13 protein-coding genes are annotated in these 13,362 nt (G+C 63.0%); 6 read left to right on the top strand and 7 right to left on the bottom strand.

What is annotated here, in order from left to right:
• The first annotated feature begins 14 nt into the window (after nucleotides 1-14).
• Together ACOZKU_RS04900 and ACOZKU_RS04895 are read left to right on the top strand one after the other, a co-directional pair.
• Nucleotides 15-1,667: a hypothetical protein gene (locus ACOZKU_RS04900; RefSeq protein ID WP_421577901.1), complete on the top strand. Its 1,653-nt coding sequence runs from the start codon at nucleotides 15-17 to the stop codon at nucleotides 1,665-1,667.
• A gap of 90 nt (nucleotides 1,668-1,757) precedes the next feature.
• A complete protein-coding gene (locus tag ACOZKU_RS04895; RefSeq protein WP_314087527.1) occupies nucleotides 1,758-1,889 on the top strand; it encodes a hypothetical protein in 132 nt (43 codons plus the stop codon).
• Nucleotides 1,890-1,942: 53 nt separating this feature from the next.
• On the opposite strand, the gene ACOZKU_RS04890 is transcribed toward ACOZKU_RS04895, so the two are convergent.
• Together ACOZKU_RS04890 and ACOZKU_RS04885 are read right to left on the bottom strand one after the other, a co-directional pair.
• Complete coding sequence (locus ACOZKU_RS04890) at nucleotides 1,943-2,920, bottom strand: DUF2336 domain-containing protein (RefSeq protein ID WP_421577900.1); 978 nt, start codon at nucleotides 2,918-2,920, stop codon at nucleotides 1,943-1,945.
• Between the two features lie 211 nt (nucleotides 2,921-3,131).
• On the bottom strand, nucleotides 3,132-3,944 hold the full coding sequence (locus ACOZKU_RS04885) for a M10 family metallopeptidase C-terminal domain-containing protein (protein WP_421577899.1): 813 nt from the start codon (nucleotides 3,942-3,944) through the stop codon (nucleotides 3,132-3,134).
• A 478-nt stretch (nucleotides 3,945-4,422) separates the two neighbouring features.
• Here ACOZKU_RS04885 and ACOZKU_RS04880 point away from each other — a divergent pair, with 478 nt between their 5' ends.
• Complete coding sequence (locus tag ACOZKU_RS04880; protein WP_421577898.1) at nucleotides 4,423-4,611, top strand: hypothetical protein; 189 nt, start codon at nucleotides 4,423-4,425, stop codon at nucleotides 4,609-4,611.
• A 60-nt stretch (nucleotides 4,612-4,671) separates the two neighbouring features.
• On the opposite strand, the gene ACOZKU_RS04875 is transcribed toward ACOZKU_RS04880, so the two are convergent.
• Nucleotides 4,672-5,019, bottom strand: coding sequence for a hypothetical protein (locus tag ACOZKU_RS04875; protein ID WP_421577897.1), 348 nt, complete (start codon nucleotides 5,017-5,019; stop codon nucleotides 4,672-4,674).
• A 149-nt stretch (nucleotides 5,020-5,168) separates the two neighbouring features.
• On the opposite strand from ACOZKU_RS04875, the gene ACOZKU_RS04870 reads away from it, so the two are divergent.
• On the top strand, nucleotides 5,169-7,895 hold the full coding sequence (locus ACOZKU_RS04870; RefSeq protein ID WP_421577896.1) for a calcium-binding protein: 2,727 nt from the start codon (nucleotides 5,169-5,171) through the stop codon (nucleotides 7,893-7,895).
• 51 nt (nucleotides 7,896-7,946) lie between these two features.
• Here the strand turns inward: ACOZKU_RS04870 and ACOZKU_RS04865 are convergent, their stop codons facing one another.
• The 3 genes from ACOZKU_RS04865 to ACOZKU_RS04855 all read right to left on the bottom strand — a co-directional run bounded on the left by ACOZKU_RS04865 (nucleotide 7,947) and on the right by ACOZKU_RS04855 (nucleotide 11,460).
• The gene (locus ACOZKU_RS04865; RefSeq protein WP_314087537.1) at nucleotides 7,947-8,495 is read right to left on the bottom strand and encodes a DUF1254 domain-containing protein; all 549 of its coding nucleotides are present in this window, start codon (nucleotides 8,493-8,495) and stop codon (nucleotides 7,947-7,949) included.
• On the bottom strand, nucleotides 8,488-9,081 hold the full coding sequence (locus tag ACOZKU_RS04860; RefSeq protein WP_314087539.1) for a DUF1214 domain-containing protein: 594 nt from the start codon (nucleotides 9,079-9,081) through the stop codon (nucleotides 8,488-8,490). The genes ACOZKU_RS04865 and ACOZKU_RS04860 overlap by 8 nt, the downstream gene beginning before the upstream one ends.
• A gap of 192 nt (nucleotides 9,082-9,273) precedes the next feature.
• Nucleotides 9,274-11,460 carry a transglycosylase domain-containing protein gene (locus ACOZKU_RS04855; RefSeq protein ID WP_421577895.1) on the bottom strand — a complete coding sequence of 729 codons (2,187 nt, stop codon included), beginning with the start codon at nucleotides 11,458-11,460 and terminating at the stop codon, nucleotides 9,274-9,276.
• Nucleotides 11,461-11,637: 177 nt separating this feature from the next.
• Between ACOZKU_RS04855 and ACOZKU_RS04850 the strand changes: the two genes are divergently transcribed.
• Nucleotides 11,638-12,123 carry a YcgN family cysteine cluster protein gene (locus ACOZKU_RS04850; RefSeq protein ID WP_421577894.1) on the top strand — a complete coding sequence of 162 codons (486 nt, stop codon included), beginning with the start codon at nucleotides 11,638-11,640 and terminating at the stop codon, nucleotides 12,121-12,123.
• 1 nt (nucleotide 12,124) lies between these two features.
• Here the strand turns inward: ACOZKU_RS04850 and ACOZKU_RS04845 are convergent, their stop codons facing one another.
• Nucleotides 12,125-12,457 (bottom strand): MmcQ/YjbR family DNA-binding protein, encoded by a 333-nt coding sequence (locus tag ACOZKU_RS04845; RefSeq protein WP_421577893.1) that lies wholly within the window; start codon nucleotides 12,455-12,457, stop codon nucleotides 12,125-12,127.
• A gap of 241 nt (nucleotides 12,458-12,698) precedes the next feature.
• Between ACOZKU_RS04845 and ACOZKU_RS04840 the strand changes: the two genes are divergently transcribed.
• On the top strand, nucleotides 12,699-13,244 hold the full coding sequence (locus tag ACOZKU_RS04840; RefSeq protein ID WP_421577892.1) for a hypothetical protein: 546 nt from the start codon (nucleotides 12,699-12,701) through the stop codon (nucleotides 13,242-13,244).
• Nucleotides 13,245-13,362: the final 118 nt, after the last annotated feature.

Here is a 13,362-nt window from a genome sequence, read left to right as displayed (position 1 = left end):
GGACGCCCGATAGAATGACCAAATATGTCATCACGACCGACATGACGTCGACGCTTGTTGCCCGCAAGGCCAGCAGCCAGTGGATCGTCGATCCCGGCGTCAAGATCGTCACCAAGGGAACGGCCGTGGATGCCGGCGGTGTCTATACCGGCCGCTCGCTCGCCATCGATGGCAGGATCACCTCCACGGCCGGCAATGGCATCGTCTTCGGCGATGCTGCGATCGCCGCCAAGCCCGGCGATGTCACGATCAAGGCCGACGGCGCCGTTTCCGCCAAGCTGGCCGGGCTGACGGCGTCGGGAACCGGGCTCATCCTCACCAATCTCGGCACGCTCTCGGGCGGAACGGTGGCGGGCATCTTTGCCGGCGCCGACATCAATTTCACCAATCGTGGCTCGACGCTGTCCACGGCCGGCCTCGGCATCAAGGCGACGGGGAACGATGCGCTCGTCACCAATCACGGCACGATCAAGAGCGGCGGCGATGCCGTTACGGTTTCCGGTGCCGCCGCGATCATCACCAATTACGGCATGATCAATTCGACCGCCGATGACGGCATACGCAGCGCCGGCACGAAAGCGATCGTTACCAATAGTGGTACGGTCGACAGCAAGCTGGACGCCATCGTCGTGACCGGCAAGAACGCTGTTATCACCAACAACGGCAAGCTTCTGTCGCGCGGCGACGAGGGGCTTGTGGTGACGGGCGCGAGTGCCGTCATTTCCAACAACGGCACGATCAGCGCCGCCAAGGATGCGGTGCGGCTCGACGGCAGTTCGGTCAATTTCGCCAACCACAAGACGCTGACCTCGACATCCGGCGAGGGCATCGATGTCGGCGGCGCGAATGCTGAGGTCACCAACAACGGCACGATCAAGGGGGCCGCCGGCATCCTGATGGACGGCGCCTCCGCGACGCTCACCAACAATGGCGGCGTGGCGGCGACGAGCGGCATCGCCGTGGCGCTTCTCGGCAGTGGAAAAAACATCTTTTCCAACAACGGGTCGATCACCGCCACAGGCACCGCGCTCAAGGGCGGCAGCGGCGTCGAGATCATCACCAACAACGGCACGATCCGCGGCAATGTCGATCTCGGCGCCGGCAACGACAGTTTTGACACACGCGGCGGCAAGGTCATCGGGACCGTGGCCGGTGGCGCGGGCAACGATACCTATCTGGTCGGCGACGCGACGCTGAAGCTTGTCGAGAAGGCCGATGGCGGCACGGACACGGTGCAATCCATGGTGAGCTACACGCTCGGTGCCAATATCGAAAAACTCGTTCTGCTCGGCACGGCCGGTATGAGCGGCACGGGTAACGCACTCGCCAATGTGCTGATCGGCAACAGCGGCGCGAACAAGCTGTCGGGCCTCGGCGGCAATGACATCATCGACGGGCGCGCGGGCAACGACACGCTGACCGGCGGCGCCGGTGCGGATGTCTTCATCTTCTCCAAGGGCTCGGGCAAGGATACGGTGACGGATTTCATGGCCGGCACCGACCGGATCGATTTTTCCAATCTTGCCGCCATCACCGATTTTACCGACCTCATGAAGAACCATGCGGCGCAGAGCGGTGACGACGTGCTGATCAAGGCCGGCACCGACGTGCTGACGCTGAAGCATGTCGATCTCTCGGACCTGTCGAAGGGCGACTTCCTTTTTTGACACCCTGTTCCGGCGGGAACAGCGGCGAGAGCGGGCACATGGGAAAAGGGAGGCACAGGCAACGGCCTGTGAACCCTTGGAGAAACGCCCATGTTTATCGTGCTGCCCGCCCTTGCACTGCTGATTTCGGGAATGTTCGTCGCGACCACGCTGGCCGCGCTCTCCGCCGAGCGCCATGAAGGCACGGCCGTTCGCCTGCCAGCCAAGCGCCCGGTATTCTGAAATCCGTTTCCGAAATCGATCGGTTCCACCCAGTGGAACCTTGAGAAAGTCGATCAGCCGGCGGCGCGGTGCCGCCCGTCCCCGGAGGACCTGTCGTGGTAATCCTGCCCGTCCGCATTCGTGCTTTCACTATTGGCCGCCTTCGGCAAGCCATCGCCATTCGTGTAGCTATCCGCCCGTTGCCAGCTTTCGACCCTGAGGGTCGCTTCGGCCGGGTCTAGCGACGCGATCAGCGCTTCGGCGCCACCCTCGGCCAGGTGCGGGTAGATTTTTCCCAGCACGAACAGGCAGTCTTCCGCCGGCACGGCGAGCGCCACCAGCGTTTCGGCCAGTTGGCGGCCGGAGACGTCGAGCAGGATGCGCTCCGACAGCCACTGGCTGGAGGCGAGCGCGTCGGCGAGCGTGACGGCGATCATGCCGATCTCGCCGGCGCGCGCAAAACGCACGAACAGTGCCTGATGCACCTCGGTCGCAGCCTCGAGCCTGACCGGAGCCTCGGCGGCGGGCGTTGCGGCCCGCACCAGCGCGCGCAGCTCTGCGCGCATATCCTCTTCCCGCTCCAGACGCGCAGCTTCGGCAAGGGCCGCCTCGCGGTCCTCACCGGTGCGGCGGCTCGCATGGTCCTGATGGCTGCCGACAAGCGCTTCGATGACGGCGGGCGAGAGATCGTCGCGCTTGCCGATGGCGCGGGCATGCTCCGGGCCGGCGGTGCGCAGCACGCGCATCAGAACGTTATCGGCGATGGCCTTCGACCCCATCAGGAAGATGGCGGCGATGCCGATCGGCTGGCCCGCGATGAAGACGGCGACCTCATCCGGAATTTGCGGGCAGCGGGAGAGGGCGGCGACGGCCTGGCGGCGGGCTTCCTCGGTGGAGGCGGCGTAAAGCGGCGCGAAGAGTTCGCCGAACTGGCGCAGGTCCGATTTCGACGGAAAGCGCAGGCTCTCGAAGCTCGACACCGTGGCCATCAAGACGATGTCCTTCGGCCGCCCTGCCTGCGGTCTCTCCAGTTCGCGAAACCTGTCCGCCACGAAACACCCTATCCCCGAAGCGGCAGCCCCTTGCCGCTTCCATCTGTCCTTGGCAAAACCAGCAGAACCCCGAGCGGATCGCGGCATCTCTGCCGTCTTCCGCAACCAACGGTTCTCGCTGATTGAGCGCCTGTCGCGCGGGGGCGACCGTAAACACAATCCTAACGGCGGTATGATTAACAGCCGGTAAAGCTATGCGCCGGCTGTGCCATTAGAAGATGAAGTGATCGGCCGTCAGATCGATCTTGCCGGTGAGGCGGATCATCATGTCGACCTTGCCGTCGCCATTCGTGTCGCCGGTGATGTGGGTTTCCGTGCCGACTTTCTCGTAGCGCAACTCGCCGACGACCTTGGAGAACTTCTTGGTTCCGATGAACTTGAAATCCTGCACGCCGACAACAGTGGAATTCCCGTCGTAGCGGCTAAGATCGATGACGTCGAATTCGGCGGGCTTGAAGTCCTTGATGAGGTCGGCGGTCGCCTTCGTGCCGCCGGTATCGCCGGTCGAAAAGATGAAATGATCGGCGCCCGTGCCGCCGGTCATCGTGTCGGCGCCGCGCTTGCCGAAGAAGAAATCGTCGTATTTCGTGCCCTTGAGCGTGTTGTCGGCGTTGGTGCCGTTGATGGCATCGTACTGGAACTTCACCTTGATGAGCACATAGGTGTTGGTGTTGAAGGACGTGCCGCGCCAGTCGATCCGCAGCTCATTGTCATAGACGGTGATGTCGCTGGCCGTGAGACCCTTCATATTGGTCTGCAGGCTGAAGCCGATCATGCGGTTCAGCGTGTCGTTGTAGTCGACGAAGGCCGGGCCGTTGCGCGAAGAGTTGGAGAAGACGCCGATATCCTGGAAGCGGATGGCGATCTCCCTGTCGGCGATGTCGATCGAATAGAGGCCGCTGGTATCGCCGAAATCGATCTCGGTGCCCTTGCCGACAGTGACGAGACCCCAATCCCAGATGTGCTTCGGGTCGAACGCCCGGAAATCATAGCGGGTGTCGATGGTCTTGCCCCAAAAGCTCATGGCCAAATCCTTGCGTAAACAAACGTCGCCAGCTTACGTCACCGATGCTTGTTCAGCCGTTAACGGACGACTGTTACGCGGTGCCGGCCATTTCTTGTGCCGCGGGGAACAGCGCGATGCGGTCCTTCACGTTAGTGTTAACAGCATGTTAACCCAATCGTCGTTAGTTTTGGGGGTATTGATCGGCTCGTTTCTTGTTGGAGACGTGTTATGATTCGAGCATGGGAACGGTGGTTCGTCGAAACGGCTTCCGCTCCCGTTGGGAAAGGTGCGATGTTCCGGATACCGGGCGGTCGCCAGACACATTCCCGTGAATGGGAAACTTCTGGCCCCCTATCGCCGTTTTCCACCCGTATGCGACTGGGATGACACTGTGCGTCGCAGCCGGGTGACGGAACCGGATGCACCGGCCCGAAAAGGGCAGGGTGAGATTAGTAGGAGTAGTTCATCCGTCTCGATTCTTCTTTTGGAGGCGAGAATGGCAGACGTTGTTAGATTGAAGGAATGGCTCGCGCGAATCCCAAAACGCGCTCCCGTTTCCTATGCGGCTCCGGCCCAGGTTCTTCTTTTCACGGGTGTGCGCTACGAGCGCCTGACCCCCGCCATGCTCGCGGCCCGCGGCAAGGCGGTGAAGGCGAACGCCCAGGAACCGGCCCGCCGGCCGTAAAGGCTTGTAAAATCATGACGTGCAGCGCAAAGCGCGACGGCATTGTCGCGCCGCTTTGTTTCAGAAATATTGCTGAAGTATTGCACGTAAAAAGATATTTTTCTCTCGAATAACGCCATTGATTGCATCGTTCATCTCTCCAGCAGCCAGATTGGAGAGAGAAATGGCAATACAGATTTTTGGTACGAACAGTATCGGCACCGGTGTCCGCGCGGACCTTGGTTCAACGGACAGCGTCTTCGTCACATCGGACATCACTGTCCGAAGGACGGAGTCAGGCTCCGTTCTACCGGAGGCATTGTCGGCAAGGGCTTCCAGGACATGCTGAACAGCGTCAAGGCGGATTTCACCATCGCGCTCGATACGCTCGTCTGCCTGACGGCGAGCGATTTCCTGCTCTGACCACACATCGGGAGGGGTAAGACGCCTCTCCTTCTCGCCAGGGCCCCGCAGGTGCGGGACCGATTGGCGCCGCCATTCCCCTTATATCGAACCGTCACGCTCGACTGCCGCCGAAGGTGGGCCGCAGCCGTGCGAACCACCCTTTGGAGAAAAACATGACCCTGTTTGCAGCCCTTTCGGATTCCGTCGATGCGGGAACGCGCATTACGCTGAATAATTTCGACACTGTTTTCGTCAAGGCCGGTGCGACGGTCGTGCGATCCGATTATTCCAACTTCTTCACGGATGCGGTCATCCGTGCCGATGGCGTCAAGAATGACTACGATATCCAGGGCACCATCCTGGCGAATGCGAGCGGCATCATTGCCGGGAACACTGGTGTGCTCGACTACTATCAGAACATTACGGTGGCCGAGACGGGCGTGATCAGAAGTTATGAAGCTGCGGGCATTCAGGTGAATGCCTATGCCAGCACGATCACCAACCATGGCCATATCCAGGGGGCGGATTACGCCATTCTGATGAACGATACGACGACCGGTTTTTCAAGCACGATCGTCAATACCGGCGAGATTATCGGTATCGGCTACGGCGTCGGTCGCTATCAGACTGCCATGGAAATGCTGGAACTTCATAATACCGGCCTCATCAGCGGAAGCACCGGCTCGTTTTTGGGTTCGGACGGCGTGGACTCCGTCGTCAACGACGGCACCATGTCCGGCAAGGTCGTGCTGCGCGATGGTGACGATACGTATGACGGTCGCGGCGGCGTGGTGACAGGATCGATCTCAGGTGATGGCGGCAAGGATACGCTGCTCGGCGGGGCCGGGGACGAGGTTTTATCGGGTGGATCAGAAAGCGATATCATCGACGGCGGGGCTGGCAATGACACCCTCGACGGCGGCATAGGCGCGGACGAGATGACCGGCGGCACGGGCGACGACACCTATTGGGTCGACGACATCGGCGATGTCGTGACCGAAAAGCCAGGCGCGGGTACGGACACCGTGGTGTCCTACATCAGCTACACCCTGGCGGACAATGTCGAGAATCTGACGCTGTTCGGCAACACGGATCTGAACGGCACGGGCAACGGGCTTGCCAATACGTTGACGGGCAATGCCGGCAAGAACACGCTGAAAGGCATGGCCGGCAACGACCTTATCGACGGCGGCGCAGGCGTCGACCGGCTGGAGGGCGGCGCGGGCAATGACAGCTATGCGGTCGACGACGCCGGCGATGTGGTGGTGGAACTGGTGGGCGAGGGCACCGACAAGGTCTATTCCTCGGCGAGCAGCTTTGCGCTTTCAGACAATATCGAGCGGCTGGAGCTCGTCGGCAGTGCTGACATCGACGGCACCGGCAACGCGCTGGCCAATATCCTGACCGGCAATGCCGGCAAGAACACGCTGAAGGGACTGGCCGGCAACGATACGCTGGATGGCAAGGCCGGTGCGGACAAGCTCGAAGGCGGCGCGGGCAACGATACCTATTTCGTCGACAACAGCCTGGACGTGATCGTCGAAGTTGCGGGCGAGGGCACGGATACGGTCAAATCCTCGGCCAGCGCCTATGCGCTTTCGGCCAATGTCGAGACGCTGATCCTGACGGGCAGCGGCAACATCAACGGCACGGGTAACAGCGACGCCAACACGCTGACGGGCAATGCCGGCAAGAACGTTCTGAAGGGTTTGGCGGGCAACGACACGATCGACGGCATGGCCGGCGCGGACCAGATGGAAGGCGGCACGGGCAACGATACATATGTCGTGGACAACGCGGGCGACAAGATCGTCGAGCTCTCCGGCGAGGGCACCGATACCGTCAAGGCTTCGGTGAGCTATACGTTGTCGAGCAATATCGAGAAGCTGATCCTGACCGGTACGGGCAATCTCAACGGCACGGGCAGCGCGGATGCCAACACGCTGACGGGCAATGCGGGGCAGAACATCCTGAAGGGCATGGACGGCGACGACACGCTGGACGGCGGTGCGGGCGCCGACCGGCTGGAAGGCGGCAAGGGCAACGATACGTTCATCGTCGACAATGCCGGCGATGTCGTGGTGGAAGCCTCCGGTGCCGGCACGGGCATCGATACGGTGAAGGCTTCTGCGAGCTACACCCTGGCGAGCAACGTGGAAAATCTCGTTTTGACCGGTACCGGCAATCTCACCGGCACGGGCAATGGTGCCGCCAACATCCTGACGGGCAACAGCGGCAAGAACACGCTGATCGGCCTTGCCGGCAACGACACGCTGAACGGCGGTGCCGGCACCGACCACATGGAAGGCGGCCTCGGCAACGATACCTACATGGTCGACAGCGGCGGCGACGTGATCGTGGAATTCGCCGACGAGGGGACCGACACGGTAATGGCCTCGGTGAGCCACACGCTTGCCGCCAATGTCGAGAAACTGATCCTGACAGGCACGGGCAATCTCAACGGCACGGGCAACGCGCTTTCCAACACGCTGACGGGCAATGCGGGCAACAACGTGCTGAAGGGCATGGCGGGCAATGACGTGTTGAACGGCGGCAGCGGCCTCGACCATCTGTTCGGCGGGGCTGGCAAGGACATGTTCGTGTTCTCGTCGGCAACGGATTCGACGATGGCGGCGCAGGACAAGATCTTCGACTTCTCGCAGGCCGAGGGCGACCGGATCGACCTGCGCGGCGTGGATGCCAGTTCCCTTGCGGCCGACGATCAGGCGTTCAGCTTCATCGCCGGCAGCGCCTTCCACAAGGTTGCGGGCGAGTTGCGCTTCGAGGTGAAGGCGGGCGACACGATCGTGCAGGGCGACGTCAACGGCGACGGCACCGCCGACTTCAGCTTCGTGCTCGACACCGTCGTCAATCTCAAGGCGAGCGATTTCCTGTTCTAAGCGAACATTTATCGGGGAAAGGGGGGCGGAAACGCCCCTTTTTGCGTGCGCTCAGTTCGGCACGAACGTCTCGCAGCTGGCATCGGCGAGGAAGCCGACGGCGGCGGGCTGGCGGCTGGCGGTGGGGACGAAGGTGCGCAGAACGGCATAGCCCTCGTTGCCGCGCATTTCGACGAGGATCGACTGTTCCAGTTCCGGCGGCAGCGCCTTGCGGATGCCGATGAGCTGGATGGGCGTGGCGATCAGCGTGTCGAGGGCGCCGGAAACGGAGGTGCGGTCGTTCATGCTGAACACCTCGTTGGAGGCGTCGTCATAGACGGCGAGCGACCAGAAGGGCACCTCGCCATCGGCGAAGAGCCGGACCGGGCCGTTTTCGACGGAGAAGGTGCAGACGGCGGTCTTCATCGCCGGGTCGTCGTTGAGCGGCGCGAGTGTGTCGCCGACGCTGGCGAGCGGGAAGAAGCGGTTGGTCTCGCCGAAGGTCTGGACGCGCGTATAGGCGTCGCGGCCGGTAAAGCTTGGCAGCGAGAGGATAATGACGATGTGCAGCAGGGCCGCGCCGACAAGGCCGATGGCGATGGCATAGAAGAAGCTACGCATCGGCGCAGTCCAGCCTTGATATGCCGGGCATGGCAAGGTCGATGACGCCGGAACTGCCGGCGGTCGGCGTGTCGAGCAGCGTCATGACGAGCAGGAACGGTGCGCGTCCCTCGGGCACGGCGAGCCAGTTGCCCGACGTCGCCGTCGAGGCGATGCGGATCGAGAAACTGCTGTCGGCGTTCCGCAGCACGGACCAGGCATTCAGGCCGTCCGGCAGGCCGGGGCGCGTGCCGAGAAGCGGATTGCCGTTGCGGTCGGCGGCATGCAGCGTCCAGAGGCGGGCGGGCGGCGTGATGCCCTTGATCTCGTAGCGGCAGTTTTCCGAAAGGCTGCGGTTGTCGCTGTCGGTGGCGGCGGTGAAGGTCAGGCCCTCGGCGCCGCCGAGCAGAAGCTTGCCGTCACGGGCGCGGTGCGCCTTGGCATAGGGATCGGCATCGATCGTCTGGGCGCTCGGGAAGGCGGTCCAGGGGCCCAGCGCGATGGCGCCGAAGCCGACGGTCGCCCTGAGCGCATAGATCGAGCTCAGGATGCCGAGCCCGAAGGCGACGGCGAGCGCGGTGGCGATGACGAGGGGGGTTCGGAACAAGGCAATCGACCGTTGGAATCAGCTGGAGCATTTCCAGCCGAAGCAAGTTTGCTTCGGCGTCGGACAATGCGGTAAAACAAAATCCTAAAGCAATTCCAGAAAAAGTGTGAAGCGGTTTTGCATTCGGAATTGCGTCGAAAGAAGAGATAGAGCGGTTTTGCGATTCGGAGAAACGCGCAAACGCTCTATCGGTTACTCTGTCCGGTTGACCGGAGCCGCGTCAAGCTTGGCGTTGAGCGCGGCCACACGGCCATCGGCCTTCAGGGGCTTGGCCTCGTTCAATTGGCGGGCGACGTCCTTCAGCAGTTTCGTGACATCGCTGGAGAGCGAACGGGGACGCACCAGCGCGGGCAGGGGATTGGCCTCGTCCGTCGTCGTGGCCGCGACCTCCGTCGCCTTGGTGCCATCCGGCAGCGGGTTCTCAATGCCGGGAATGGGACGAAGCTCGATGCCCTGATGGGCATAGTCCATCAGGCGCTTGAAGGTCATGGCGGGCAGCGAGCCGCCGGTCATGTTGTTGGTCGAGGTATAGTCGTCGTTGCCGAACCAGACGGCGGCGGTGTAATTGCCGGTGAAACCGACATACCAGGCATCGCGATAGGCCTGGGTCGTGCCCGTCTTGCCGCCCGAGACGATACCGCGGTCGAGCGCGCCGCGCCTTGCGGTGCCGCTGACCGGGATGGTCACGAAGATGCGGTTCATCGAAGAATCCGCCTTCTCCGACAGGATACGCTTGGCCGGCGGCTCGTCGCGGGAGAAATCGTAGAGGATATCGCCGTCGTAATTGAGGATCTGGCTGATGCCGTGGCGGCGCGACTGGGTGCCGCCGGCCGGGAAGACGGCATAGGCGGTGGCCTGGTCGAGCACGGTCACTTCGGAGGTGCCGAGCGGCATGGTCTTGTCGGTGCGGATGGGCGTCTCGACGCCCATCTCCTTGGCGAGCTGCGCGATGCGCTTGGTGCCGAGCTTTTCCTTGGCAAGCCGCACCGGCACCGAGTTGATCGATTTCGCCATCGCCGTCATCAGCGTCATGCGGCCGGCGAAGCTGCGGCCGTAATTCTGCGGCGACCAGCCGCCCCAGCTGATCGGGGCATCGACGATGGTCGTCTCCGGCGTCATGCCGGATTCCATCGCGGCCGCATAGGTATAGGCCTTGAAGGACGAGCCCGGCTGGCGGAGCGCCCGGGTTGCGCGGTTGAACTGGCTCTCGCCGTAATCGCGCCCGCCGACCATGGCGCGCACGGCGCCGCCGTTCTCGATCATCACGAGCGCGCCCTGCTTGACGCGATAGCTCTCGCCATATTGGCGAAGGCCACTTTCGATCGATTCCTCGGCGGCGGCCTGCAGGCCCATGTCGATGGTGGTGCGCACGATGAGGGAATGCTGGGCGAAGGGTTTGGCGATGCGCTGGACCTCGTCGAAGGCCCAGTCGAGGAAGAAATCGGGCGCTGCCTTCTCGTTGCGATCGATGACGCTGGCGGGGTTGCGCCGTGCGGCGATCACCTGGCCTTCGGTCATCAGTCCGCCCTGTACGAGATTGGTCAGCACCTCGTTGGCGCGGGCGCGGGCGGCGGGCAGGTTGACGTGGGGCGCATAGCGGGCCGGGGCCTTGAACAGGCCGGCGAGCATGGCGGATTCGGCCAGATTCACGTCCGTGACATTCTTGCCGAAATAGAACTGCGCCGCCGCCGCCGCGCCGAACGTGCCGCCGCCCATATAGGCGCGGTCGAGATAGAGGCGCAGGATCTCCTTCTTGGAGAGGTTGGCCTCGAGCCAGAGCGCGAGGAAGGCTTCCTTGATCTTGCGCTCGAAGGTGCGCTCGTTGGAGAGGAAGAGGTTCTTGGCCAGCTGCTGGGTGAGCGTGGAGCCGCCCTGCACGACGCCGCCGGCGCGCGCATTCTCGTTCATGGCGCGGGCAAGCCCGAGGAAATCGATGCCGAAATGGCTGAAGAAGCGGCGGTCTTCCGTGGCGAGCACCGCCTTGATCAGGTGATCGGGCAGCTCGTCGATCGGCACGGAATCCTCGTGGATGATGCCGCGGTGCCCGATCTCGTTGCCGTAGCGGTCGAGGAAGGTGACGGCGAAATCGCTCTGCGCACGCCAGTCGCCCTTGGTTTCCTCGAAGGCGGGCAGCGCCAGCGCGAGCAGCAGGACGAAGCCGGCGGTACCGAGATTCATGCCTTCGCCGGCAAGCTCGAAGATCGCCTTCTTCCAGCCCTTCACCTGGAAGCGGCGGAAGAAGATGGTGATCTCCTCCCAGATTTCGGCAGCGCGAAAGCCGGCATTCCAGACCGTGGAATCGATCCAGGAATCCAGACGCAGGAAGATATGCCGCTTGCGGCGGCGCGGTTTTTGCGGCGTCACGCTTTCGTCTTCCACGCTTGCTGGCCTTCTTTCGCGACGGGCCGCAGCCTGCCCGCATCCGGTTAACGTCTTCTGATCCTGTCCTATTCGGGGACGATAGCAGTCTTTTGAAGGCAGCAGAACGGATTTTGCCGGGTACGGTTACCGTCCCTCAGGGTTGACCTTTGCGGGCAAGAGGTTCAGGGGTCTCGCATGACGACAAGCGACATGCAGGACCCGGCGGAGCTTCCCTTCTGGAAGAGAAAGACGCTCGCCGAAATGACCGACGGCGAATGGGAAAGCCTGTGCGACGGCTGCGGGCTCTGCTGTCTCAACAAGCTGGAAGACTGGGACACCGGCGAGATCGTCTGGACCTCCATCCGCTGCGTGCTGCTCGACGGCGAGAGCTGTCGCTGCAAGGACTACGAGAACCGCCAGGCGACGGTGCCCGACTGCATTCGCCTGACGGTGGAGAGCGTGGAGAAGATCTCCTGGCTGCCGCCGACCTGCGGCTATCGGCTCGTCCGCGACGGGCACGACCTCTACTGGTGGCATCCGCTGGTGTCGGGCGACCCCGACACGGTGCACCAGGCCGGCATTTCGGCGCGCGGGCGCACCGTCAGCGAAGAGGGCATCGATATCGAGGACTACGAGGACTATCTCGTGACCTGGCCTCTGGAAGTGGGCGAAGACAAGTAACTCAGTTCATTGTCGCGGTGACCAGGGCCTTCGGCGCGACATTGCGCCAGGCCGTGCCGATGAGATCGCGCACCCGCTCGTCGTCGGCGCTGTCGAAATAGAGCGACGTCCAGCCCTTGGCGCCCCAGCCGCCCGGCACGGGGGCGCACAGTCCCGGATCGGTTTCCACCACCATCGCCTGCTGGCCGGGCGTAAGCTTCACCACCGCACGGCCGGCCTGCGGCAGGGACATGAAGATCTTCTCGCCCACCCGGAAGTCGCGCTTCCCGAAATGGGCACTTTCCTGCGTCCCCGGCATGCCGAGCGCAATCGCGATGAGATCGTCCGAGGTCATGCGGCAACAGTAGCACTCTTCGCGGTTCCGCAAAAGATTTTGCTAAATAGGAAAATAGTCCTTGACGGCGTGACGGTCGTTTGATAGGGTTATGGCACAGTCGGAAAGGTGCGCGCGGCGGGATCGCCTGATTTTCGCGGTGATCTTGCGGATCGGCGGTTTCTGCCGGGTTCGGATTTTGGGAATATATTGACAGGCGCCGGGTGCATCGAACCGGGCGCCTTTTGTTTTGGGGTTTGCGATGGACGCGGCGATCGATCTTGAGCTGTTCGGCATCTCACCGGAGCCGGTGGTTTATGACGGGCTTGGCGGGCGGCGGATGGATTTCGAGGGCGCGGCGGCGCTGGTGCTCGATACCAAGGCGGATGCGCCGCTCGATCCCTTCCTCGACATGCAGGCGATGCTTCTGGAGATGACGAAGGAGCTGCGCGAGCGGTTCCAGCGCTTCCAGAGCCAGAAGGCTTTGGCCGAGCAGGATGCCGCCGGCGCCGAGGACGAGGCCTCGCGAAAGCTGGCGCAGAGCGACGCCAAGGCGGCCATCGAGGCAGTGTCGCTGATCGTGCGCACGCTGGAGAAGATCGACGGCCTGCAGCGCACGCTGATTTCGGAACGATCGGAAGCGGAAGCTGCCCGCGGCGAGCCGGAAGACGAGGCGGCGCTGGCGGCGGAATTCGACACGTTGGTCGAAAAGCGGGTGAAGGAACGGCTGGATGCGGCGAGGGAAGACTGGCGGCGGGAAGCCGGGATTGGCGGGGATGCTGCCGCCCGCGCGCAAAGCGGACCGTAGGGCGCGACGGGCCTGTGCGGCGGTCGGCAGAAAATTCGGCAAGCAGGTGAAAACGGCGACAGCGGGTTTGAACGCCGCCGAGGCCAGACGAGCGGGGCAGGCGTTGCTGCAGGCGGCG

The organism is Shinella sp. M31 (assembly GCF_049199205.1).
Taxonomy (GTDB): Bacteria; Pseudomonadota; Alphaproteobacteria; order Rhizobiales; family Rhizobiaceae; genus Shinella.
The sequence above is the reverse complement of the archived record's forward strand: the minus strand, read 5'-3'. Positions and strand labels throughout refer to the sequence as shown.